Source organism: Brevibacillus sp. BC25 (genome assembly GCF_000282075.1).
Lineage (GTDB): Bacteria > Bacillota > Bacilli > Brevibacillales > Brevibacillaceae > Brevibacillus.
The window spans coordinates 105,425-128,139 of record NZ_AKIX01000110.1; the positions used below are offsets into that span (position 1 = coordinate 105,425).

Sequence of the window (22,715 nt, forward strand, 5' to 3'; positions counted from 1 at the left end):
GGGGCAAGGCTAACTCGACTTTTCTTGCTTAAGCTAGATCAGCCCTTTGCGCATCCCAACACTTACGCCTTTAGGTGCATGCACGACAACACTCGCTTCGTGTTTTCCTTGGATGCTGACCCAGCCCAAACCGGAAATTACGATGTCAGTCGTCATGGTGGACTTGTTGATTTTAAAGGTGTGCTTCACAAATGGTGGAAGTGCTTTCGCAGCTTCCTCCCCTGTTGGTGGTACCAGCAAGGTTCCGTGATGCTTTTCCATCACTTCATCCGCTTTTTCCAGCTTCGTCCGATGAATGTACAGGTCGTTATCCGCATAGACGATTAACGGCTGTCTCTCTCCGCGTACGAAGTCGATACGGGCTAGGCCACCCAAAAAGAGTGATTGACCATCGTCAAGCTGATATACCTTGGAGTTGATACGGCTGGTCGGTGTAATCTTTCGGAGGTCAGTCGGGGATACCATGTGTCCGATCTGATCACGATTGATAATTCCTGGCGTATCGAAAATGGAGCGGCCGTCCTCGAGTGGAATCTCGATTTTGTCCAGCGTCGTACCTGGGAATGGCGATGTGGTAATCTCCAGCTCAGCCGCACCGTAGTCATGCAAGATGCGGTTGATCATGGTTGATTTTCCTACGTTGGTCACACCGACAATGTAAACATCTCGGCCTTTGCGCAGCTCTCCAATACGATTCAACAGTTCATCGATATGAAGTCCTTTTTGCGCGCTGATAAGTACGACATCCTCCGGGCGCAATCCGCGTTCCTTCGCTTCGTGCTGCATCCAGTTGCGTACGCGGTTTAGATTGATATTTTTTGGCAGCAGATCAACTTTGTTACCTACGAGCAAGATCGGGTTTTTCCCGACAAAGCGCGGCAACCCTTTGAGCCAGGAGCCTTGGAAATCAAAAATATCGACAACCATCACAACAAGCGCCTGCGTAGACCCGATGCCGTCCAAGATCTTAAGGAAGTCGTCATCGCCCATTCCTACGGGAGCAACTTCATTATAATGCTTGATGCGATAACAACGCTGGCAAATGACTACCTTTCTGCCAAGCGCGGATTCAGGTGCATAGCCAGGCTTTTTTGCATCTGCTGTTTGAATGGCAATCCCACATCCAGCACAAGAGCCATGCATTTGTTCCGTCATGCTTTTCTCCTCCACGAAACCATTCCTTTCCTCTCCATCCAAATAAGGGCCACACGCTCCATCTGACGATTAAAGCGCGTCCAAAAACCATCCGTCTGGGCCACAGGAACAACCAGGATCGTATGAAATCCTAATCGATTTCCTCCCAGCACATCGGTAAACAATTGATCGCCAATGACAACAGTCTCAGCGATGGTTACATTCATTTGCCGCACTGCCTGTAAAAAGGCACGGTTTGTCGGCTTTTTGGCCGCATAAATAAACCCGAGATTTAATGGGGCACAGAAGCGGTCTACACGCTCCTTGTTGTTGTTGGAGACAACAGTGACCTGTATGCCTGCCTCATGCATGCGAGCAAGCCAGTTGATGACCTCCTCTGTTGCATGTTGCCTGTCCCATTCTACCAAGGTATTATCCAAGTCTGTAATCACCGCACGGATGTTATTTCGTTTCAATTGATCTATGTCAATGTGATGGATTGATTCGACGAACTGACTAGGCATCAGCTTCTCTAAAAACACGGGGCACCTCCAAATGATGTGAAGCAATCAACCGCGATTTCGGCACCTACTATACCATAATCGACCACTTGGTTGCAAAACAAAAAGCATGATCACCACTTGCATTGCTCTGTCATCCTGTGTAAAATGGCGTTACTGAGAAAACTGTTTTTGTTTTTATAGTTTTCTGCTATGTTGTTTTGGCTGGGGGTTGATTGCAATTAAAAACCGGATCATGAAAGGTTTTATTGAAGAGATTCGCGATAAAGGCATGAAATTTTCCATGGATGATTTGGCGAAGCGGCTCGGGATCAGCAAACGGACGTTATACGAGCACTTCTCATCTAAGGTAGAAATTCTGGAAACAATCATTCAGCAATCCTTTGAAGAGGGCGATGAAAAAACACAGCAAATTCTCGCAGACGACAATCTCTCTCTTATCGATAAAATCAAAGGCGTCATGATGGTTTTACCGACACACTATGAATTTTATGATTTGCGCATCCTCGAACAGATGAAACGATATTATCCTGAGCAATATGCCCAAGTCGAGGCTTCTCTATCCGAGGATTGGCAAACGCTTCGCGTACTCATCGAACAGGGTATTCGAGAAGGACAAATCGTCAATATGAACGTTACACTCATGTTGAAGGTGATTGTCGATGCCCTCAATTCCACACTTGATCTGCGTTTTTACACGAAAAACCAGATTACAGTCTCAGAGGCGCTTTCCGCCATTGTAGATGTCCTCTTATTCGGATTGGTGCCAACGGATAAAAGGTAACATATGACTCGTGGTCATTCCACTAACTTTGGAAAGACCACGATATCGTATTTTGCAAGAAAACCAATAAAACAAAAATAGTTTTTATAGTTAAGAGGTGTTCCATTATGTCCATTTTTACACAAATGACCAAACAACAACGAATAGGACTTTTGTTTGTCATCCTGATCCTTTTTATCGACATGCTGCTGTACAGCTTGTTGATTCCGATTGTTCCTTATTTTACGGAAATGCTTGCGCCCTCCTCCACCATGATGGGCGTGCTGTTTAGCAGCTATGCGGTCGCGATGCTCATTGCCACCCCTATTTTCGGGCCGATATCCGATCGGGTCGGCAGACGGGCCATGCTTTTGATCGGCTTGCTCGGTCTCGCCGCTTCCACGTTATTGTTTGCTTTCTCTGAGACAATGGCCTTGTTGATTACAGCTCGTTTTGTTCAAGGTATTGCTGCTGCGGCTACATGGCCAACTGCGCTTGCCCTCTTGGCGGATTTGTTCCCATCCAAAATGCGTGGAGCTGTAATGGGAATTGCATTGACGGCGATTTCCACCGGTACATTGCTCGGAGCGCCGATTGGCGGATGGTTGTTTGAAATCAGTGACCATCGCATGCCTTTCCTGGCAGCAGCAGCCTTTACCGTGATTAATATTGTGCTAGTCTACTTGTTCTTGAAGGAAGACACGACGAGAACTGTCAGTGAAAAGCTTCATGTCGGTGGATTCATCCGCAATCCGCAAGTCATCTTTATCGCTGGAATCGTCCTGTTGGCTGAGATTTCCCTTTGCTTGCTGGAACCGACGTTGCCCGTATTTTTTACAGAGAAACTCAGCATGACGCCGACAACGATTGGTCTTTTGTTTGGGGTGATGACACTTGCGTATGGACTGATCGCCCCAGTTGCTGGCTCCCTTTCCAGCCGCATGAATCCGTATAAACTCATGTTTGGCGGGATCATTACGCTGGCTGTGTTTCTGCCATTTTTGGCCTGGGCAGACTCCCTCTGGCAGGCAATGCTCGCAATGGCCTTGGTCGGGGCTAGTATTGGCTTTACCTTATCGCCAACCTTGGGTACGCTGGGGGCCATCATTGACCAAGGAGGAAGCGGCGCATACGGCACGGCATACTCTCTCTTTAATATGTTTCACGGAATCGGAATGGTTGCAGGCCCACTCGCAGGGGGAATTTTGACGGATATACTTCCAGTATCCTCTGCCCTCCTGATCGTGGCAGCGTCCATCCTTGGCTTCAGCATTTTACTTTTTGTCCAATTAAAAGCAAGCAAATCCGCCCGTCTCAGCACCATTGAAAGCGAGATGAAATTTTGAGCTTGTCTATTCGTGAAATTACGAAAGAAAATTGGCGCCAAATTGCCTGCTTGACTGTAACGGAAGGTCAACACTCCTTTATCGAGAGCAACGCTTTTTCCATCGCCCAGTCAGGTTTTGAACCGGAATGGATATCATGCGGTCTGTATGACAAGGACATCGCTGTCGGTTATGCCATGCATGGAATCGAAGCAGAAAATGGCCGAATTTGGCTGGATCGCTTTATGATTGATGCTCGCCAGCAGGGTAAGGGGTACGCCAAAAAGTTTCTACGCATGCTCGTTGATGAAATGTGCAGACGCTACAGCTGTACGCGAATTTACTTGAGTATTCATCCTGAAAACGAGTTCGCTCGCAAGCTGTATGAGTCTTTCGGCTTTACCTCAAATGGCGAAATGGATGGTCCGGAGGAAGTGATGGTCCTCGACCTGATAAATGAATAGAAAAGGCACCCCCTCTGTCGATACTGACGAAGGGGGTGCCTCTTTTTGTCGCTATCATTGGCTTTTACGTGCTTCCATCAGTCGCTTGACCTTCTCTGTCGGAGTCCAGCATTGGAATCGATAGTCCGGACGTGTCTCATAGGTCAGACGAGAACATCGATAGCTGACTCCTCCCGTACCTTTCTCCACGCGAAAATGAATACAGGTCGCACAGCAATGAAAGGCATTCTCTGTCTCCACCGTTCTCCCTCCCTTACTTCCCCAGCTTCCACGAAAACATTGAGAGCTGTTCGTACCGCTCCCCTTGTTGCTCGGCAAAATTCGAAAAGCCTACGCCCACCAATCGAACACCTGCTGTGTAGTCAAAGGCGTCGAGCAAATCGTCCAACAACTCCTGCCAATTGGCCCCGGCCACAGCCTTGTGCTGCTTGGTCCTCTGGGTAAAGTCAGCGTACTTGATTTTGAGCGTTATCGTCTGGGGCTCGACCCCTTCCTCGCGAATGTCCTCTTCAACCTCACGCAAGAGGGAGGTGGCAATCGGAGCAATCGCATCCCTGTCAAACAAATCAAAGGGGAGTGTCGTTTCACGGCTCGATGATTTCGGAGCGCGATCCATTTCGATTTCGCGATTGTCTTCTCCCCTCGCCCGGTAATAGAGGGAACGACCGAACTTCCCAAATAATGTAGTGGCCTCATCGAGTGAAAGCCGCCAAAAATCCTCTACCGTCTCAATCCCCTTTTTCGCGAGCAGCTCTTGCGACTTTTTGCCGACTCCATGCAAGGTGCCAATTGGCAGCGACCGCAGCACATCCAAAGCCTGCTCAGGTCGGATGATTACAAAGGCATCCGGCTTTTTCAAGTCACTGGCAATCTTAGCCAACGACATATTGTAGGAAAGTCCGATGCTACAAGTAAGTCCGGTCTCCCGTTTGATTCGCCGCTTAATATCGCGGGCGATGGGTACCGCATTCTCATAATGGGACACGTCTAAATAAGCCTCGTCTAGACCCACTGTTTGATAACTTTCTGTATAAGAAGTAAATATTTGTCTGACCTCAGCAGATTTTTCGATATAACGGCTATAGCGGACAGGCAAATAAAAGCCTTGCGGACATTTTTTCCTCGCCATGGCGACAGGCATTGCCGAGCGAACACCGTATTTGCGCGCCTCGTAGCTGCAGGTAGATACGACACCGCGATTGCCAGTTCCCCCGACAATGACCGGCTTCCCCCGCAATTCGGGACGATCTAACTGCTCTACACTCGCGAAAAATGCGTCAATATCCAAGTGAAGTATTTTTTTCATAGGGATACCCACCAAACATACATTCTCATTTCTATTATCCCTGTTTTGTTCCATTGACGCAAGCGAGAACGTCCTAGACTTGGCTTTCGATTACCTGTAGCAGCTCTGATACTGGAGGATTCCCTTTTTTGGCGTAGATGATAGTTCCGTTTTTGCCTATGATGTACACGATTCGTTGCTGGAAAAACAGTCCGAGAACCTTGCCGACATCATATGCTTTTCGAATCGTTTCGTCTTCATCCACGATTAATGGAAATTCATAACGGAACTTATCTGCAAATGAGCGCTTCTTGTCCATGCCGCCGGGATTGACGCCAAAAACGGCTGTGTTTGCTTGTTCGATTTTGGTGTAGTGATCCTGAACCGCACATAGCTGCTTCGTACAAATCGGGGTATCATCTCCCGGATAGAAGATGAGGACGATAGTTTCCTTGCCGATGTGATCCCTAAGATCTATGCTTCCTTTTGTGCTCGCCGCCGTAAAGACGGGAGCCGAGTCTCCGACCTTTAACATTTCACTCACCTCTATGCTTAGTTTACTGGGGCTACCGGAATTTCAAATTTCATTTTCCCATCCCGATACGTTCTGAACGGATCGTCCTCCTCCCCCATAATCCATACCTTTTCTTCCCATACATGTACGGTTTCAGCATATTGAAATTTTTGTCCATCATGCTCAACTTCAAGCTTCATTTCAAGAAAGGCGGTATGCCCATCTTCGTATCTAATCTTTTTGATCTCATAATCGTTCAGTTTGTAATGATGAGCTTTTAAGAAAGCGATCTTTTTCATGTAAAATTCTTTCGCTTCCTGGTCACTTAACGTTGTGCCATCAGTTGGATGCTTACCCTCCGCAACATCATAAAGATAAAGGGTGTGGAATGCTTTTTCATAGTCTTCATCGATAAGCGCTTGATAATAGTTTGTGGTTATCATTTTCATTTCGCGTTCAGCAAAAAACTCTGCGAAGAGGAACCGTGGAAAAACAAGTAGAAAAAGCAAAAAAACAACAAATATTTTCTTCAAGAACTCACCTCACGAAAATCCATTCTCTTACGTGAAGTTCGATTCTACCTATCATTTATCCTTGTTTTACTACACTTCTACCATTGGCATGAGCAACCGCACGGGGAAGCCCTCCCACACGCAAAAAACCGCTCTGGGCAATCCCAGAACGGTTTCTCTCAATTCTATTCTAGTTAGTCGCTTGCAGCTTCAACTGCTTTACCCGAGCAACAAATGCCTCGGCAATCTTCAACATGTCGTCGTCGTGTGCCCACATCCGTTCTGGATGCCACTGTACGCCTACATGTAGCCCGTCGAGGCTTTCCATCGCCTCAATCACACCGTCAGCCGCGCATCCTGTGACTTTGAAGCCCGGTGCTATGTCTTTGACTGCTTGGTGGTGAGAGGTGTTTACGAGCACCTCTGTCTTTCCGAGGGCATCCGCTACAAAGCCAGGTTGCAGCGTAATCTTGTGCGCCCCGTATTGCCGTGAACCCTTCTGCGCATGCTGTAATGCTCCTGGTACTTGGCTCGGGATATCTTGAATGAGGGTGCCGCCACACGCCACATTCAAAATTTGCATCCCGCGGCAAATGCCCAGGATTGGCTTTTTCAGCTCCAGCGCAATCTTGATAATCTCAAGCTCTGTGATGTCTCTTTCGTAATTGATATCACCCAGCCCTTGCAGCGGGTCTTCGCCGTACAAATGCGGTGCAGGATCTTCACCGCCGGACAGAATCAAGCCGTCCAAGGATTCGATCATCTCACGAAACGGAGCATCCTGAATCGTCAACAGAGGCAAGATCAATGGAGTACCGCCACTGCGCGCAATTCCGTTCACATAGCCTGAACCTACATAGAAAAACTGGTCGAGATCGTTCTTCGGAAAATACATTTTCGTACATGCCACACCAATGATCGGACGCACGCCAGTCACTCCCTCATAAACTCATGATTACTTTTGATTGGAAGCGTACTTGAAGTCGATGAACCCGAGTGCATCTACTACCACATCTTTTACGCTATCTTGCTTCACCCACGCATAGGTGAAATAGTAGATTGGCAACGCAGGCATTTCATCCATGACGATTTGTTCTGCTTTCTTAAGGATCTCCTTGCGCTTCGCTACATCCCCTTCTTTGGCAGACTGCGCGAGCAAATCGAGGAACTCCTTGTTTTCCCATTTGGATGTATTCAGTCCACCCTTGAAGACTTCCAAGAAGTTGATCGGATCGTTGAAATCGCCAATCCAGCTACCACGACCGATAGTGAAGTTTCCTTGCTTCATGTCCTCACGGTGAACCTTGTTCTCTTTGTTTACCAGTTTGACTTCGATGCCAAATGCTTTGCGCCATTGATCCTGAATGACTGTCGCAATACGTGAATTAACCTCTGACGTATTGTATGCAATCGTGATCGGTGGCAACTCTTTGATCCCCGCTTCTTTCATGCCTTCCGCCAAGAGCTTCTTCGCGGTTTCTACATCGCCGTCTTTGATATAGCCCTCTGGTGTGAGTGCCATGGTTGGTGGGAGAATACCCGTCGCTGGTGTGCTCTTGTATGGTACGACATTATCGGAGATTTCCTGACGATTGACTGCCGTAGCAAATGCCTGACGAATCTTTTTGTTGTCAAACGGCTTTTGCGTCGTATTGAAAATGTACCAGTACGTACCCGCTGTCGCTTGTGATTGCATCTTTCCGGATTCCTTCAGAGCATCCAGCGCATCCAGTGGCAAATCGCCCAGTGGTGAGCCTGCCCAATCCAGATCACCTTTTTCAAACATCGACAGCTCCGTATTGGCATCCTCGATCATGTTCAAGGTCAGCTTGGACAATTTGACAGCGTCCTTATCCCAGTAAGAATCGCTCTTTTCGAATTCGATCTTTGATTTGTGCTCCCAATTTTTCAAGCTGAATGGCCCGTTTGTCATGTACGTCTCTGGCTTCGAAGCCCATTCTTTGTTGCCCTCAACCGCTTTTTTGTTAACCGGGAAATAGGTAACAGATGCAACCAGTTCCGGGAAAAACGGTGCCGGATTTTCCAGTGTAACAACCAGTGTCTTGTCGTCAGTTGCCTTCACGCCGACATCTTCGGCTTTGGCTTTGTTGGCGTTAAAAGCTTGCCCATTTTTCAAGTAGTACATCTGATACGCGTAACCGGATGCGGTTTTCGGGTCGAGAACCCGTTTCCATGCGTACTCGAAGTCATGAGCAGTAACCGGATCTCCATTGGTCCATTTGGACTCCCGCAGATGGAAGGTGTACGTGAGACCATCAGCGGAAACCTCGTACTTCTCTGCGACCGCCTCTTTCAGCTCGCCTTTTTCATTCAAGCGCAAGAGGCCATCAAATGCTGCACGGGCAACAGACATCGAAGGGATATCTTCTGCCAGTCCAGGGTCGATCGTGCTTGGCTCACCAGAATTCAGGTTGACCTGCATCGTTTGGGGGGCGCTACTCTGCTCCTGCTTCGCACCTGTCGTCTCCCCCGTGGTGCTTGCTTGTGGTGTTCCACAACCAGCGAATGCTAAACTGGTTAACAGAACAGCACAAAATGATAGTTTCTTCCACTTATGCAACAGCAAAACCCCCATCTTAGGAATAATTCTTCTTGATTGTTAGGAGCATGACTAAATAATATTATCTTGAGAAAATTTTGTCTACATCGAAACAAAAGGAGATGGGTCTACATGTTATCCAGTCTTTTTGCCCAAATATCCAGCCTGATCAAGGACGCTGGCGGGGAATGGGGAATCTTTTTCGAAGATTTGCAAACCGGTGAAACATTCTCCTTCAACGAAGATCAACGCTTTTATGCAGCCAGTGTGATCAAAGTCCCGATCATGACAGCCGTTTTTGCAGAGGCGTACGCAGGCAAGTTTGCCTTGGAGGACAAGATCAAGCTGCGTGAAGAGGATCTCGTTGGCGGTGCAGGTGTTCTACAGCATATGACTCCCGGCACTGAATTTACGATTCGCGACCTGGTTACCCTGATGATCATCCAAAGCGACAATACGGCGACGAACATGATGATTGATCTCGTCGGAACAGAGAGCATTCGCAACGCAATGCAAAAAACAGAAATGACAAACAGTCACTTCTACAACAAGCTCATGGTCGTCCCAGCTGAATTGGAAGGATACAATGAGGTGACGGCAAAAGACATGGGACGCCACCTCCGATATTTGGCAACAGGAAAAGTGATCTCCTACGACAGCTGTTTGAAAATGGTCGCCATCTTGAAGACTCAGCAGCACCGTGACCGCATCCCCTTCCTTTTGCCTAACCCAGACGGTGATGTGATCGGCATGATTCCGAAATGGGAATTCGCCAACAAGACTGGGTCTGTGACCAAAATCACGCATGATGTTGGCATCCTCTTCATCGGTTCTCATGCAGTCACCTTGTCCATTTTAAACAAGGGACTCGAGCAAAAAGATGCTGCCGACGTCATGGCGCAAATCGGCAATCTCGTTTATCACGTATATAGCCAGAAAGCGTAATCCATGTGGCCTGCCATCTCCATTGGCGGGCTTTTCTCTTTGAAACGTTGAATGAGAAAAAATAAGCAGGCATTCCTTTCACCAAGGAACACCCGCTCGTTATGGACTTATTCTTTTTCCAAGATCAGCTTGGAAACATTCATTGCGCTAGAGAAAGACAGCTCAGACAGCTGACCTTGTCCTTCACACCAGTCACCCGCGAAGAACAGGTTGCGATAATCTGGCAGGAAAGTAGGCATTGGCTTCTGATTCATGGTCCATTTGATCTCCTGTACAATTGCACGAGCAGAAACGCGCGGCACAACCAGTTGCTCACGCCAGCCTGGGAAATGCTTGTCATACAGGTTTTCAATCTCTTGTTTGCGAATTTCAGCTGCTTCCTTGTTCCCTACTTCATCCTGACGCATGTAAGCAGTCGCCTGCAGCAACTGCCCGCCTTCAGGTACACAAGTACGGTCATAATACGAAATATCGGTAATGAAAATATTGTTTGCTTTTTCGTAGATGTAGGAGAACGGTACGTCAATTCGCTCTTTCAAGCCAATGTCATACACCATAACAACAGTTGGCTCGTATTCAGCATGCTGTGCAATCGCATGTTCCAGGCGCGTCTCCGCAAAGACCTTCGCCATCTCCTTCGGCGGAATACAGCAAATAAATTCATCCGCCGTAAATTCTCCCTCCGGTGTCACCACTCCAACCACACGATCATTCTCTACTTGGAACTTTTCTACTTTGGTTTTGATCAGAATCGTCCCCTGATTTGCTTCAATCACACGCACGAATTCATTGATCAATGCTTGCCAGCCGCCACCGATATACGATACCGGTTTATTCGTTGTAAACAAACGGCTGTAGTAAGAAAAGAAAACGTCAGAAGGAATCTTTTCAGGCTCACGTGTGAAGAAGTTGGAAGAAGCAAGCGTCAACATCATTTCACGCACTTCTTCGTTGACTTGCTTTTTCTCCATCCACTTTTGAATCGACATATGTGGATGGCCTTTCTCCATTTTTAGCATCGTTTTCAAAATCTCAAACGTGAACAATACTTTGTCCATGCCTTTTAAGAGCTTCGTTTGGAAAAGTCCTTGTACATTCGCCGGAACTGCAGTCAGATCGCTACCAATATCGTACTTGGCTTTTGTCGGATTGAAATCCTGCCAATCGATGTTCAGACCCAATTCTTTTTCAAACGTTCTCAAAACGGAGCTGTCGCGAGCATAAATGGCGTGGGCACCGAAGTTGAAGTTAAATCCTTTGATCTTCAGTGTAACGGCACGTCCACCCAATTGACCGCGTTCCAAAACTGCAACTTTTTTGCCTTTCGACGACAGGTAGGCGGCACTGGATAGACCAGCAAGTCCTGCACCTACAATAACAACGTCATAGTGATTGGTTGTCATACACAATCTCCCCTACGCGCTAGCGATGTTGATTACATAAGCTTAAACCCTATCCTAGTCTAAGGGATGGATAAGGTGGAAGTCAACCATTATTGAACTGTGTCTATTTTTATACTGACTTATACCAATATTTGCCTAATAAACCAACTTGTTTACTGCTCTTCTTGAAGCAGTATGCCCTGCTATTCGCCGTATATCCAATCAGCGAAACCACGACAAAAAAGCCCTCTATAGCAATAATTTGCTTGATAGAGGGCTCTTACGCAACTGGAAGCAGCGAACTAATCGTTTCGGCGAGTCATTTGCTGCCAAACGGTACCGCTAGCCGCCTCGCCACTTTCAATGCGCTGCACGGCCATTTGGACTTGCAAGCTGACCTCGAACTCGGGATCGTTCTGTGCGGCACGCAAAGCGTCCAAGGCAGTATCATCCCCCACCTCAAACAAGTAGCGAGCAGCGCGCCAACGTACCAGCTTGTTTTTATCCTTCAACGCTTCACACATCGGTAGAATCGCGCGCGTGTCCCCCAAGTCGGACAAGGTATCGCCTGCTGTGCGTCGTACAGAGACAGAATCATCGCGGAGCGCTTCAAACAGCAGTGGGAAGACATCATCGCCACCGATCATGCCCAGATACACAACCGCAAGCCTGCGAATCGACGGCTTGCTATCACGAAGCGCTTTTTCCAAAACAGGCAAATCCTCTTCGGTAGGCTCCATCCGATCCAGCGCTTCATATCTTTTTTGCCAATCTGGATCATCGAGCATCTCCAGCGTAACGACTTTCTTTTCACGCACGACTGGCTCTGGGGTTTCCCCGGGACCAAGCACCATGGCCTGTTCCACGATTTCTTCCACACGGCTCTCCGGATAGGAGGCATCGACTTCCAATGCGACCTCCTCGCCAATCTCGCGCAAATCGCCATAGCGCACGCCTTGCTCTACCCATTTTCGCTCCATGATGAGGTTGGGCGATGCAGAGCCTGCACGCACGGCTGCCTGTCCAAAACGCTCTGGCAACGCTGCACGAATCTGTTCCGTTCCCATGGTCACCTTAACCTGCATCGGTACACCGCGGAACATTTGAATGTACACTTGCGCCTCTCCAAATGCCCCCGCTTCCTCCGCAGACATGTCAGGAACAGCCGCTCCTCCACCTACTTGCAAAACCTCGCGCGCGACAGTCAAAATACGCTGCCAATCTGCATTGGATTTTCGCTCCAGCGCGAGAAAATCTGCCGTATGAAAAATGGAGGTAACCCCTTCGATCTCCAAGAGCTTGTTCATGAGTTCTGGTGCTTTACTCGTATCTTTCTTTGTATAGACATGTTGGACCCCATCCGGCAAACGCTCGTCTACATTCAGCTTCATGACGTTTGGACTCGGCGTCGGTTCGATGGACAACAGTTTCATAGTGAGTCACTCCTTTTTACAGCGCACTTGCTTTCTCTTCTATCGTAGCATGTATCCTGATATGTTTTCCAACCTGAGAGATGGTCAAAAGCAGTTTGCCCGCTACAATGCCAGCTTGTAGTAATCATTGGCCGACTTTACAAAAAAGCCGCATGATTCATACAGCCCCAGAGCATTGCTGTTTTCACAGGCTACCTCAAGTGATATTTGCGGACATCCCTCACCCACCAGCATCTCGATCGTTTGTGCCAAAGCCTGGCGTCCATAGCCTTTCCCTTGGTAATCTGGGTGGACACAAAATCCATAAATAAACGCCTTGCCCTCATCCTTGTTCACGCTTATTTTTCCAACTGCCTTGTCATCGACAATCATCAAATGCGTGGTGGACTTGGGATCACCCGCCATGTTTTTGGCCATTTCCCTTGCGCGTTCTTCCTCCATTTGAAAACCATGGACGTTCAGCCAAATCAATGTTTCGTAGTCACTGGCAATCTCCGGTCGAAGCAGCACGTTTCCAGAAACCGTTGCTCTTTGCTTCTCCCCTAAATCCATCCAATATTCCGAGAATTGATACTCCCCGCCGATTCGCTCCATATATGACTTACCGCTTTGCGAATCTCGCTGAACGATAAACAACTGCGACGGAATGCCTCTTCGTCTGCATGCTTCTGCGGCTTGTGCTTGCAGCGCTGTGAATATGCCTTTTCTTCTGTAGGCTGGATGGACCATGCCGGCCACTTCTGCCTCACCGCCGTGAAACACGTAGAGCCCTAGAAAGCCAACCAGCTTTCCATCCGCATAACATACAAAATCTTCTTCATGCTCTCCCGAACGCTTTTCCAGCATACCCGGGTTTACTTTGAGATCAATGCCATCCTGCTCATTGCAAATCGCAACCAATTCTTTAATCTGTGCCAGTTCCTCTGAGGTGAGTGTTTTTCTTGCCGTGATCGTATACGTCATAGCGTAAGCACCCTTTCTATGATTAGAAGTATCGTCGTTGCATTTCAGCAACCATCTCTTCCAAATTATTGGCGACCTGCGGAATCGAATAGCCTACGTAAAGAGGCGAGGTAACAAATCTCGGAACTACTTTGGCGATCAGCTTTTCTCCCCAATGGTAAAAGAAAAAATTGTAGCTTTGGTTACGCGGATTGACATGAGTCAGTATCCAATGTGCTAAAATTTGTAAGTAGTCTGCCATTTTCGGCAATCGATCAAAGTCCGATAGAATGACATTGTATTCAAAAAATCCTGCACGCGGATGCGTAGACAGATTGCATTCAATCCCCGCCTCCTGATCGATGGTCATGCCAATAAAATCACTGTCTTTTACCTGATCTAGATAGTTGTAGTCATGTAATCCGACGATCTGCATGTGCGGATGACGGATGCTCCCCCCAGAATACGGGCCGTGGTTTTTGAAAAACAGAACGGAACGATAAGACTTGCTTTGCTCCATTTCAAGCCATTTCTCTACCCCGAATGCCAGCAATGCTCGTACATGCTCTTTGGAATAGACAGACCAATCCCCTTGGCATTCATCCGTCTCAATCAAAACAGTCTGATGTGTATCCTCCAGAACTGGAAATTTGTTCATGAGCCAAATCATGGAGCCCCGCTGCTCCAAAACGTCTGTGAGACTGTTTCGATCACAAAAAGGACAGGCCGTTTCTGTGTTGTTTACACTCACTGGCTTTTTTCTGCCTATTTGCATGTTAAAGTGCAAGTGCGTCTGCTTCATTCCCGTGTCCCTCCAGTTTGTGCTTACTTCCACTTTACACGCATTTCCTGGGAAAATCATGACGTTTTTTGCCCAGACGACACTTTTGAAACCTCAATTGGACTGCCTATTTTTCAATGCCTGTGGCGTTTGTTTCTTTTTTTATCTCAAATGTTTTACATACAATGGTAAGCAGTGAAACCTGGAAAGGTGTTGGAATTGGATGGAAAAATCATTTTATTATCCTGTTAGCTGGAGCGAGGCCCAACATTACAAAACGTTGCTTGATCAAGAGGGAGTCCCTTATGAAATTCAATCCCCGCTCGATTTGCCTGTCTTGGAAGAAGGTAAGCTGGCCATTGTCTTTCCTTCCATTCCTTTACGGATGTACGTCTGGGTGCGAACCTTGTTCTACCGTGACGGCCTGCGCTATCCGGATACGTTTTCGTTAGATTTCAAATTACATTAATCATGAGAGGAAAGGTACCGGTTCCGTTGGCTTTCATAACATAGTAAGAGCGGCATTTCGTATCGTCTGTGGGGGAGGTGAAGAAACTGCCGTCCTACAACATCCGCATCTCGATTGCGAAGCTACGTCTTGATTTGTTCGATGGAAACCGACTCATCCGCTCTTATCCTGTTGCCTTGGGCAAAATTGCCACTTCGACACCACGCGGGGATTTTACCATCATCAACAAAGTCCCCTATCCGAATTCCTATCCGGGAGGTCCTTTGAGTGCTTTCGGCACCTTATGGATGGGACTAAGCAAACCACACTATGGCATTCACGGTACGAACGATCCTTCTTCTATCGGCAAGTATGTATCTCACGGCTGTATTCGCATGTATAATAAGGACGTGAATGCGCTGGCAAAAATCGTGCCCATAGGTACGCCTGTTCGAATCAGACAGCAATAAACATAGACATAGACATGCAAAGACCCGCCTCTCTTAAACCAAGGCGGGTCTTCTTTACATAAGATGAGTCTTTTTCGTTCTTTCTGCTTCCGTTTCATCCGCTTCCAAGTATACAAGAAATCTTCTCGCTTGCTTATACATGATCGATAACGTCATTTCCCTGATCTTGTTCATGATCACTTCTTTATCCTCTGGATGCACTTCGGAAGAGAGCTGCTGTTCTTGCAGCTCTAGGTAAGACATCACCCATTCCGGGTCTAACTTATAGGCAGGCAACGACAGCGACTCCTCTACTCTAGTAATCTACTCTAGTCTACAGGTCGAAGCGTCGCTTTCCCAGCCCTCAATTACTGGCTACGCCACTAATTATTTCCCTTGCTCCAATTCCTCTACCAATGCTGATAATTCCGCCCAACGCTCAACGGTTGCCTCCAGCTCTGCCGCCACTTGCTGTTCTTCTGCATAGAGCTTTTCAATTTTGCCATAATCGCTGCCAGACGCTGCAATCTCTTGCTTTAGCTTGACGCTGCGCTCTTCCAAAGCCGCGATCTTGCCTTCAATCGCATCCCATTCCTTCTGATCCTTGTAAGACAGCTTGCGCGTGCGGTTGTTGCCGCGATTAGCTCCGCTGTTGCTTTGCGTCTTTTCTGCCTGTTGATCCGCTTCTTGCACCTGAGTTGCTTTTTCCTGGCGTCTTTCTTCCAGATACTCGGAGTAGTTGCCGAAGTATTGACGAATGTTTCCTTGCCCCTCAAAAGCAAACAAATGGTCGACTGTACGATCGAGGAAATAGCGGTCATGCGATACCGTGATGACTGCGCCTGGGAACTGCTCGAGATAGTCTTCCAAAATACTGAGCGTTTGAATATCCAAATCATTCGTAGGCTCATCTAAAAACAGCACATTCGGCTCTCCCATTAGCGTACGAAGCAGATAGAGACGTCTGCGCTCTCCCCCAGACAGGCGGGAAATCGGTGTCCATTGCATATGCGGCGAAAACAAGAACCGCTCAAGCATTTGCGAAGCCGTGATCGACTCGCCATTGCTCGTCTGAATGACCTCTGCTGCTTCCTTTACATATTCGATGACGCGCAGCTTTTCGTCCATCTCGACATTATCTTGCGTGTAGTAAGCGATTTTAACGGTCGTCCCGATTTCCAATGAACCGCTATCCGGTTGAATTCTTCCTGCGAGCATGTTCAAGAGTGTCGTTTTTCCGCTTCCGTTTGGCCCAATAATCCCTACACGATCACCCGGCAGGACAATATAACTGAAATCGTTGATCAGTTTTCGCTCACCGTACGCTTTATGGATGTTCGTAAGCTCGATTACCTTTTTGCCGAGACGGCTGGCCCCGAGTGCCATTTCCATCTTGGTAGCTGGTCCATCTACGGCTTTATCTCGCAACTCCTCAGCCCGTTGCACACGCGCCTTTTGTTTGGTCGTCCGCGCTTTTGCTCCACGACGAAGCCATGCCAGCTCGCGTCGAAGCAGATTTTGCCGCTTACTCTCAACGGCCGCTTCGTTTTCTTCACGCTCCGCTTTTTTCTCCAGGAACATCGCGTAGTTGCCTTCATAGCTGTACAGCTTGCCGCGATCCAGCTCAAACGTGCGGTTCGTCACGCGATCCAGGAAGTAACGATCATGGGTGACGAGCAGCAAAGCACCCTTGTAGCGGGACAAATACTCTTCCAGCCACTCAACTGTCTCATTGTCAATATGGTTCGTAGGCTCATCCAAAATGAGCAGGTCTGCTGGTTGGATCAGAGCACGTGCCATTGCTACCCGCTTTTTTTGTCCACCAGAGAGCTCTCCTACCTTTTGCGAGAAATTGTGCAGACCAAGCTTGGTCAGGATCATTTTGGCTTGCGTATTGCTCTCCCACGCATCAGCCGCATCCATCCTGTTTTGAACTGCAAACAATCGCGCCTGCTTTTTCTCGTCGTCAGGAGATTCCTGAACAGCCTCTAGTGCTGTTTCATAATCACGCAAAAGCTGAATGAGCGGAGAATCGCCGTAAAATACTTGTTCCAGTACGGAGGAGTTTTCGTCAAAATCGGGATTTTGCGGTAAATACTCCACACGGAAATGATTCGCGTGAACAATTTTCCCGCTATCCGCCGTATCCAGGCCCGCCACGATTTTCAAGAGCGAGGATTTTCCCGTACCATTGACACCAATCAGACCAATACGCTCTTGCTCGGCAATATGAAACGAAATGTTATCAAACAATACTTTTTCTCCATAACCTTTGGAGAGGTTTTCTACTGATAATATTTGCATAAACGTCACCTGTACTTTTCTATTTGCTTATCGAGAAGCCATATGAATCTTACACTCGATGGTATCATGTTTTTCGCGGAAGCTCTAGGGTGATTCAAATGGATCAAGCAAATATCGGAATGTTATCTCACTAATGGTAAAATATTGAATATTAAGTAATAATGACACCTGTATAAAAATAAAATAAGAAGCGTCACCGCAATAAGGCATGTCAACGAGCCCAAACAGGAAAAGCGTACTCTTTTCATCGAGCACGCCTGCTTTTATTTTCCTAACGACTGTCCTACTCTTTGCAGCACGTCGCCGATCCGTTCATTTTGGATGACCTCATCTGCCCACGCATCCAATGGGGTTGGTTCCTGATTGACGATGACCAGTTTGGCTCCTCTTTCTTTTGCATGCTGCGGAAACCAATTGGCTGGACTCACCGTAAGCGAAGAACCTAATACGATGAACAAATCGGCTTGTTCGGTCCACGAGATGGCCTGATCGACTTGCGATTGCGGCAAAGATTCGCCAAACAAGACAACACCCGGACGCAAAAATCCGCCGCATGCGCAAATCGTCCCTTGATCCTCCAGATAACGTGTATTGGCATACTCGGTCCCGCAGGCAAAACAGCAGATTTTCGCAAGGGAGCCATGGAGTTCGGCTACAGCCAAGCTTCCCGCCGTTTGATGAAAGCCATCTACATTTTGTGTAATGATCCCATGAACCAATCCACGCCGCTCCCATTCAGCTAAGCATTCGTGTCCGGCGTGTGGCTTACAAGACAGTAGTCCTTGAATACGCATCTGATAAAATTCCACAAACGCTTCCCGATTCTCCATCATCGCGCGTGTACTCGCAAGTTGCATCGGATCTTTGCCGCGCCATAACCCGGACTGTGAACGAAAATCAGGCAAGCCACTCTCTGTCGACATGCCTGCTCCGGTGAATACAACTGTAAAGGAAGATGTCCGCAACCAGTGTGCCAGATGATCCATCATAGTCTCCCCCTTCTTCTTTGAAAATGTGCTTCTCCTGATTGTAATAGAAGAATGCCGGATTTGGGAGACCTGCCCATCAAGACACTATCTGTCTTTCCATTCAATAGGATGGGTAAACGGGTTGGGGCAGGTATCCGGTATGGTAGGGATTCGTGCCATATTGCGGATAACCAGTCGGCTGTTGATAGACTGGGTGCTGTCCATACCCACCATGCTGCCCATAGTTGGCATCGTAATAACCGTAACTGTCTGGCAACTGGCTCGAGTAGCCATGGTACGGGTACTGACTTGAGGCAGCTCTATCTGGCAACTGCCCCTGCTGCTGACATCCTACTGGTGGGCCAATCACAACTGTTTTTGTAATAGGTGCAAAAGTTTCTTTTACCCTTGCTTCGTCTAAACAATACGTATGTGCCCACACACTTGCTGGAGTCAACCGTAAAATATCGGAGCCAAAGATCACCTCAGGAACAGGCGCATCAAAAATAGCCAGTAGATGCGTATCGTCTGTCAAAGCCATTTCATAATGCCACCAGCCCTGCGGGATATTAGCAACTTGTCTCGGTTTAATATTGTAGTTGAGCAATTGATTGGTAAAAGGATTGATTAAGGACACAATGGCCTCACCAGCGATGCAATACACCAGTTCCGCTGCATTTTGATGAATGTGTGGCTCGACAACATTTCCCGTTGTCAGAAAAATATCCAGCAGTGAGCTGTTGCCTAATGTATTTAATTGTGCGATCCCCAAGGCATCGATGAAATTCCGATCGTCCTTTTTGAAAAACAGATTATTTCTCATATCGTACGTGAACTGAGTATTTGGGGATGTATAGTCGCGATAGGAAGTAGCCATCTGTCGTTTGATCCTCCCACCCTATGGGTCTTTGACTCATTATGCATCTCTATTCCGGTTCACAAAATATGTGCACCCATCTATTCCATCGAGAAAGAGACACACCTTTCACCCTCCACTTTACACAAACATATCCTACTAAAAGGCATAACGGGTACTCGAGGAGGGTGATCTTGTTTGACTACTTATTTAGTCTCGGACATACATGGTCAGAATCAGGCTTTTCAAAAGGCGCTGCGGGACGTTTCCTTCTCTCCCCAAGCTGGCGATCATCTGTATGTATTGGGGGACATGATTGATCGAGGACCGGAATCAAAGGAAGTATTGCTCGATCTACTCGCTCTTCGGCAGACGTATCCGAACCAAATCTATCTCATAAAAGGCAACCACGAGCAAATGCTCGAGGACTGGCTATCCGGCAACGGCAATCCGGAGTTATACCTGCGCTACAATGGCGGCGATGCCACCATACGTTCTTTCTTAGGGAATCACCCGCTTCGGCGAGCTTTTCTTAACCGGATGCCTTCTATGCAGGACCAAGAAGAAGCGCGGCAATTCATCCTTTCTCGCTATCCAACAATTTTGCCAGCCTTGTCGTCTCTTCCTTTGTATATAGAGCTGCCAGCCGATCCGCGAACAGGAGCTCCAGCCGCACTTTTGGTACACGCAGGCATTCGACCCGGCATCCCCTTGCAGGAACAAAATCCGCAAGATTTACTATGGATTCGCGAGCCTTTTTACCTTTATTATGATGGAGAACTCCCTGTCATCTTTGGCCATACCCCTGTTCCAGGATTGCCTCAATACACAGGCAGCGGTCCTTGGCGCAGAAACAATATCGTCGGCATTGATGGTGGCGCAGGATATTGGCGAGGCGTCATGCTCGTCGAATGGCCTTCTCTTCAACCCATTTTCGTACCGATTCGGGATAGGCAATCCTCTCCACAAGTACGGGTCTACTGATCATGATCAGCAAAAACTGGGAGCTTTCGCACTGGTGCTCCTACCTGCTGCAAGCGCATCGGGTAGTGCATCCAGTATGATGCGAGAGACAAGCCCATTCGTTCAACAAATTATTACTTTTTATAATCTACTTTCGATTTGTAATATGTTAAGATATGGACGAGGTGTTTATATGAAACGTCAGCAAATCGTGGAACAAGCCATGTTTGCCGCTTGGGGAGTCTCCCTAATCGCAACAGGAGGCAGTTTGTTTTTTTCAGAGGTGTTAAAGTACATACCGTGTGACCTGTGCTGGTACCAGCGAATCTTGATGTACCCGCTCGTCATCTTACTCGGGGTGGCCACCGCGAAGAAAGATGACAAGATCGCGTCGTACGCCTTGATTCTCTCCATCATAGGAGGACTCACATCGCTGTATCATTACTCGATTCAAAAAATACCTGCCCTGCAAGATCTGGGTAGTGCTTGCGGCATTGTACCATGCAACACGGACTATATTAACTGGCTAGGCTTTATCACAATTCCGTTCCTTGCTCTCATTGCCTTCACCTTGATCAGCATCCTGCTTGTCATCGTTATGAAAAATGCAAAGGAGAAATGATTCATGAAGAAAGTCATCTTTCTATCCATCCTTGTGGCTGCGCTCCTGATCGGTGCGATTGTGTACTCTGACATTTCGAACCGTCAGCTTGCGGAAGGAAACCCTTACGGTAAAGCCAATTTGCACCCCGCTACTCTGGAACAATTGAGTGACCCGCTGTACGATAATCTCATTATGCCTAATGAGCTCAAAGGTAAGCTCGATAATCAAGAGGACGCGTTTGTTTACTTTTACAGCCCGGTTTGTGAGCATTGCAAAGCAACTACCCCCGTCCTAGTACCGATCGTGAAAAGCTTGGACATCGATATGAAAAAGCTCAATTTGCTGGAATTTAACGCCAGCTATGGTGAATACAACATCGAATTCACTCCGACCCTCGTTCATTACAAGGGCGGCAAGGAAGTAGCTCGACTCGTCGGTGGACGCGAAGCAAGCGAATGGAAAACTTGGTTGGAAGAACAGAAAAAATCATAACATTTGGTAGCCTCCCTCGATTCTTTGCGGGAGGCTCTTTTCATATTGGACATACGTGACAAATATGTGAAGATTTCCGTTCCCTTGGAAGAAATAGCCCGAACGAGTCATTAGGCTTTTCCAGTTATTTGCCTATAATGAGTACTGGGGATAATCCTTGAAAACGGAGGTAATCGCATGACCCTCACTTATTTCACTGAAACCTTTGGCTTTCGGGCAACATGGAATCCAGAGCTGATTCTTTTGACCTTCTTGATCGGTCTGGCTTATTTCTCATTGACCGGACCATTACGCCAAACTTTTCAAGATTCCACACCTGTTACACGAAAGCAAAAGACTTTTTTCACCCTCGGCTTAATTGGTTTTTACTTTAGTATGGGGAGTCCTCTGAACGTAGCTGGGCATTTTTTATTTAGTGCCCACATGCTGCAGCAATCGTTGCTCTATCTCGTAATGCCCTTGCTCCTCTTGGCAGGGACCCCGTCATGGTTGATCCGCGGCCTGTTCTATCGCCGGGGGCTCAAGCTGTTCATGCGCATAGCGAGTCACCCGATACCTGCTATTCTCATGTTCAATGCCCTGTTCTCGTTTTACCACATGCCTGTTATTTTAGACTTGGCAATGAACAACTTGGCCCTACATAATTTGATTCATTTACTGCTGCTGGTGACTGCGATTTTGATGTGGATGCCGGTTGTCGCACCGATACCGGAAATTCACCGTCTGTCGGAACTGCAAAAGCTTGCCTACATCTTTGCTAACGGCGTTTTGATTACGCCTGCATGCGCACTGATTATTTTTTCTGCAACACCGTTGTATACGACATATGTAGACGGTCCTTCCATGCTCTGCGCTCCATTCTTTTCCACGCCGATTGACAAATCGATGTTTGCCGTTCCTCTTCTCCCTCTCGAGGATCAACGGCTGGGCGGAATTGTGATGAAGCTCATGCAGGAACTGACATACGGAGTCGTCCTGGCTTACATCTTCTCTACCTGGTATCGAAAAGAAAAGAATCAGGAAGAGGACGGCCTCATGACGCCATAGCCAAAAAGAAACAGAAAGGAGGC

General features: G+C 47.6%; 26 protein-coding genes. 10 read left to right on the forward strand and 16 right to left on the reverse strand.

Going from position 1 to position 22,715, the window contains the following annotated elements:
• Nucleotides 1–33: 33 nt before the first annotated feature.
• The gene (yqeH, locus tag PMI05_RS24655; protein ID WP_007727778.1) at nucleotides 34–1,155 is read right to left on the reverse strand and encodes a ribosome biogenesis GTPase YqeH; all 1,122 of its coding nucleotides are present in this window, start codon (nucleotides 1,153–1,155) and stop codon (nucleotides 34–36) included.
• The gene (locus PMI05_RS24660) at nucleotides 1,152–1,676 is read right to left on the reverse strand and encodes a YqeG family HAD IIIA-type phosphatase (RefSeq protein ID WP_007727780.1); all 525 of its coding nucleotides are present in this window, start codon (nucleotides 1,674–1,676) and stop codon (nucleotides 1,152–1,154) included. Before PMI05_RS24660 ends, yqeH begins: the two co-directional genes overlap by 4 nt.
• A 199-nt stretch (nucleotides 1,677–1,875) precedes the next feature.
• Between PMI05_RS24660 and PMI05_RS24665 the strand changes: the two genes are divergently transcribed.
• The 3 genes from PMI05_RS24665 to PMI05_RS24675 all read left to right on the forward strand — a co-directional run bounded on the left by PMI05_RS24665 (nucleotide 1,876) and on the right by PMI05_RS24675 (nucleotide 4,207).
• On the forward strand, nucleotides 1,876–2,439 hold the full coding sequence (locus PMI05_RS24665) for a TetR/AcrR family transcriptional regulator (protein WP_039961329.1): 564 nt from the start codon (nucleotides 1,876–1,878) through the stop codon (nucleotides 2,437–2,439).
• A 107-nt stretch (nucleotides 2,440–2,546) separates the two neighbouring features.
• Nucleotides 2,547–3,764, forward strand: coding sequence for an MFS transporter (locus tag PMI05_RS24670; RefSeq protein WP_007727782.1), 1,218 nt, complete (start codon nucleotides 2,547–2,549; stop codon nucleotides 3,762–3,764).
• Entirely contained in the window at nucleotides 3,761–4,207 is a 447-nt protein-coding gene (locus PMI05_RS24675) for an N-acetyltransferase (protein ID WP_007727788.1), read from the forward strand. The genes PMI05_RS24670 and PMI05_RS24675 overlap by 4 nt, the downstream gene beginning before the upstream one ends.
• Before the next feature lie 54 nt (nucleotides 4,208–4,261).
• On the opposite strand, the gene PMI05_RS24680 is transcribed toward PMI05_RS24675, so the two are convergent.
• The 6 genes from PMI05_RS24680 to PMI05_RS24705 form a co-directional block, all read right to left on the reverse strand.
• On the reverse strand, nucleotides 4,262–4,447 hold the full coding sequence (locus tag PMI05_RS24680) for a hypothetical protein (protein ID WP_007727789.1): 186 nt from the start codon (nucleotides 4,445–4,447) through the stop codon (nucleotides 4,262–4,264).
• 13 nt (nucleotides 4,448–4,460) lie between these two features.
• Nucleotides 4,461–5,513, reverse strand: a complete 1,053-nt coding sequence (locus tag PMI05_RS24685; protein WP_007727790.1) for a DNA polymerase IV — start codon at nucleotides 5,511–5,513, stop codon at nucleotides 4,461–4,463.
• A gap of 73 nt (nucleotides 5,514–5,586) precedes the next feature.
• Nucleotides 5,587–6,027, reverse strand: coding sequence for a peroxiredoxin (locus tag PMI05_RS24690; RefSeq protein WP_007727791.1), 441 nt, complete (start codon nucleotides 6,025–6,027; stop codon nucleotides 5,587–5,589).
• 17 nt (nucleotides 6,028–6,044) lie between these two features.
• Nucleotides 6,045–6,539, reverse strand: coding sequence for a nuclear transport factor 2 family protein (locus PMI05_RS24695; protein ID WP_007727792.1), 495 nt, complete (start codon nucleotides 6,537–6,539; stop codon nucleotides 6,045–6,047).
• 169 nt (nucleotides 6,540–6,708) lie between these two features.
• On the reverse strand, nucleotides 6,709–7,446 hold the full coding sequence (locus PMI05_RS24700; RefSeq protein WP_007727794.1) for a gamma-glutamyl-gamma-aminobutyrate hydrolase family protein: 738 nt from the start codon (nucleotides 7,444–7,446) through the stop codon (nucleotides 6,709–6,711).
• Between the two features lie 27 nt (nucleotides 7,447–7,473).
• Nucleotides 7,474–9,099, reverse strand: coding sequence for a peptide ABC transporter substrate-binding protein (locus PMI05_RS24705; protein ID WP_007727795.1), 1,626 nt, complete (start codon nucleotides 9,097–9,099; stop codon nucleotides 7,474–7,476).
• A gap of 111 nt (nucleotides 9,100–9,210) precedes the next feature.
• On the opposite strand from PMI05_RS24705, the gene PMI05_RS24710 reads away from it, so the two are divergent.
• Entirely contained in the window at nucleotides 9,211–10,023 is an 813-nt protein-coding gene (locus PMI05_RS24710; RefSeq protein WP_007727796.1) for a serine hydrolase, read from the forward strand.
• Nucleotides 10,024–10,130: 107 nt separating this feature from the next.
• Here the strand turns inward: PMI05_RS24710 and PMI05_RS24715 are convergent, their stop codons facing one another.
• From PMI05_RS24715 to PMI05_RS24730, 4 genes are all read right to left on the reverse strand, one after another.
• Complete coding sequence (locus PMI05_RS24715) at nucleotides 10,131–11,426, reverse strand: NAD(P)/FAD-dependent oxidoreductase (protein ID WP_007727797.1); 1,296 nt, start codon at nucleotides 11,424–11,426, stop codon at nucleotides 10,131–10,133.
• A gap of 281 nt (nucleotides 11,427–11,707) precedes the next feature.
• Nucleotides 11,708–12,838 carry a virulence factor gene (locus PMI05_RS24720; RefSeq protein WP_007727798.1) on the reverse strand — a complete coding sequence of 377 codons (1,131 nt, stop codon included), beginning with the start codon at nucleotides 12,836–12,838 and terminating at the stop codon, nucleotides 11,708–11,710.
• Between the two features lie 102 nt (nucleotides 12,839–12,940).
• Complete coding sequence (locus PMI05_RS24725) at nucleotides 12,941–13,801, reverse strand: GNAT family N-acetyltransferase (RefSeq protein WP_007727799.1); 861 nt, start codon at nucleotides 13,799–13,801, stop codon at nucleotides 12,941–12,943.
• 22 nt (nucleotides 13,802–13,823) lie between these two features.
• Nucleotides 13,824–14,582, reverse strand: coding sequence for a DUF4931 domain-containing protein (locus PMI05_RS24730; RefSeq protein WP_007727800.1), 759 nt, complete (start codon nucleotides 14,580–14,582; stop codon nucleotides 13,824–13,826).
• A 202-nt stretch (nucleotides 14,583–14,784) separates the two neighbouring features.
• Between PMI05_RS24730 and PMI05_RS24735 the strand changes: the two genes are divergently transcribed.
• Both PMI05_RS24735 and PMI05_RS24740 read left to right on the forward strand, forming a co-directional pair.
• A complete protein-coding gene (locus tag PMI05_RS24735; protein ID WP_007727802.1) occupies nucleotides 14,785–15,030 on the forward strand; it encodes a hypothetical protein in 246 nt (81 codons plus the stop codon).
• A 77-nt stretch (nucleotides 15,031–15,107) separates the two neighbouring features.
• On the forward strand, nucleotides 15,108–15,479 hold the full coding sequence (locus PMI05_RS24740; protein ID WP_039961305.1) for a L,D-transpeptidase: 372 nt from the start codon (nucleotides 15,108–15,110) through the stop codon (nucleotides 15,477–15,479).
• Between the two features lie 54 nt (nucleotides 15,480–15,533).
• On the opposite strand, the gene PMI05_RS24745 is transcribed toward PMI05_RS24740, so the two are convergent.
• From PMI05_RS24745 to PMI05_RS24760, 4 genes are all read right to left on the reverse strand, one after another.
• The gene (locus PMI05_RS24745; protein WP_007727805.1) at nucleotides 15,534–15,755 is read right to left on the reverse strand and encodes a hypothetical protein; all 222 of its coding nucleotides are present in this window, start codon (nucleotides 15,753–15,755) and stop codon (nucleotides 15,534–15,536) included.
• 90 nt (nucleotides 15,756–15,845) lie between these two features.
• On the reverse strand, nucleotides 15,846–17,762 hold the full coding sequence (locus PMI05_RS24750; protein ID WP_007727807.1) for an ABC-F family ATP-binding cassette domain-containing protein: 1,917 nt from the start codon (nucleotides 17,760–17,762) through the stop codon (nucleotides 15,846–15,848).
• A 263-nt stretch (nucleotides 17,763–18,025) separates the two neighbouring features.
• On the reverse strand, nucleotides 18,026–18,748 hold the full coding sequence (locus PMI05_RS24755) for an NAD-dependent deacylase (RefSeq protein ID WP_039961307.1): 723 nt from the start codon (nucleotides 18,746–18,748) through the stop codon (nucleotides 18,026–18,028).
• A gap of 103 nt (nucleotides 18,749–18,851) precedes the next feature.
• Nucleotides 18,852–19,607, reverse strand: a complete 756-nt coding sequence (locus tag PMI05_RS24760) for a cupin domain-containing protein (RefSeq protein ID WP_007727811.1) — start codon at nucleotides 19,605–19,607, stop codon at nucleotides 18,852–18,854.
• Between the two features lie 177 nt (nucleotides 19,608–19,784).
• On the opposite strand from PMI05_RS24760, the gene PMI05_RS24765 reads away from it, so the two are divergent.
• From PMI05_RS24765 to ctaG, 4 genes are all read left to right on the forward strand, one after another.
• Nucleotides 19,785–20,570, forward strand: coding sequence for a metallophosphoesterase family protein (locus PMI05_RS24765; protein ID WP_007727813.1), 786 nt, complete (start codon nucleotides 19,785–19,787; stop codon nucleotides 20,568–20,570).
• A gap of 172 nt (nucleotides 20,571–20,742) precedes the next feature.
• Nucleotides 20,743–21,171 carry a disulfide oxidoreductase gene (locus tag PMI05_RS24770; protein WP_007727820.1) on the forward strand — a complete coding sequence of 143 codons (429 nt, stop codon included), beginning with the start codon at nucleotides 20,743–20,745 and terminating at the stop codon, nucleotides 21,169–21,171.
• A gap of 3 nt (nucleotides 21,172–21,174) precedes the next feature.
• Complete coding sequence (locus PMI05_RS24775; RefSeq protein WP_007727821.1) at nucleotides 21,175–21,645, forward strand: co-chaperone YbbN; 471 nt, start codon at nucleotides 21,175–21,177, stop codon at nucleotides 21,643–21,645.
• A gap of 177 nt (nucleotides 21,646–21,822) precedes the next feature.
• On the forward strand, nucleotides 21,823–22,692 hold the full coding sequence (gene ctaG, locus PMI05_RS24780) for a cytochrome c oxidase assembly factor CtaG (protein ID WP_007727822.1): 870 nt from the start codon (nucleotides 21,823–21,825) through the stop codon (nucleotides 22,690–22,692).
• Nucleotides 22,693–22,715 lie beyond the last annotated feature (23 nt).

Coding starts and splice junctions, on each gene's coding strand:
- yqeH (WP_007727778.1), bottom strand. CDS start 1,155: ATGACGGAACAAATGCATGGCTCTTGTGCTGGATGTGGGATTGCCATT.
- PMI05_RS24670 (WP_007727782.1), top strand. CDS start 2,547: ATGTCCATTTTTACACAAATGACCAAACAACAACGAATAGGACTTTTG.
- PMI05_RS24685 (WP_007727790.1), bottom strand. CDS start 5,513: ATGAAAAAAATACTTCACTTGGATATTGACGCATTTTTCGCGAGTGTA.
- PMI05_RS24690 (WP_007727791.1), bottom strand. CDS start 6,027: ATGTTAAAGGTCGGAGACTCGGCTCCCGTCTTTACGGCGGCGAGCACA.
- PMI05_RS24710 (WP_007727796.1), top strand. CDS start 9,211: ATGTTATCCAGTCTTTTTGCCCAAATATCCAGCCTGATCAAGGACGCT.
- PMI05_RS24715 (WP_007727797.1), bottom strand. CDS start 11,426: ATGACAACCAATCACTATGACGTTGTTATTGTAGGTGCAGGACTTGCT.
- PMI05_RS24720 (WP_007727798.1), bottom strand. CDS start 12,838: ATGAAACTGTTGTCCATCGAACCGACGCCGAGTCCAAACGTCATGAAG.
- PMI05_RS24725 (WP_007727799.1), bottom strand. CDS start 13,801: ATGACGTATACGATCACGGCAAGAAAAACACTCACCTCAGAGGAACTG.
- PMI05_RS24730 (WP_007727800.1), bottom strand. CDS start 14,582: ATGAAGCAGACGCACTTGCACTTTAACATGCAAATAGGCAGAAAAAAG.
- PMI05_RS24735 (WP_007727802.1), top strand. CDS start 14,785: ATGGAAAAATCATTTTATTATCCTGTTAGCTGGAGCGAGGCCCAACAT.
- PMI05_RS24750 (WP_007727807.1), bottom strand. CDS start 17,762: ATGCAAATATTATCAGTAGAAAACCTCTCCAAAGGTTATGGAGAAAAA.
- PMI05_RS24755 (WP_039961307.1), bottom strand. CDS start 18,748: ATGGATCATCTGGCACACTGGTTGCGGACATCTTCCTTTACAGTTGTA.
- PMI05_RS24760 (WP_007727811.1), bottom strand. CDS start 19,607: ATGGCTACTTCCTATCGCGACTATACATCCCCAAATACTCAGTTCACG.
- PMI05_RS24770 (WP_007727820.1), top strand. CDS start 20,743: ATGAAACGTCAGCAAATCGTGGAACAAGCCATGTTTGCCGCTTGGGGA.
- PMI05_RS24775 (WP_007727821.1), top strand. CDS start 21,175: ATGAAGAAAGTCATCTTTCTATCCATCCTTGTGGCTGCGCTCCTGATC.
- ctaG (WP_007727822.1), top strand. CDS start 21,823: ATGACCCTCACTTATTTCACTGAAACCTTTGGCTTTCGGGCAACATGG.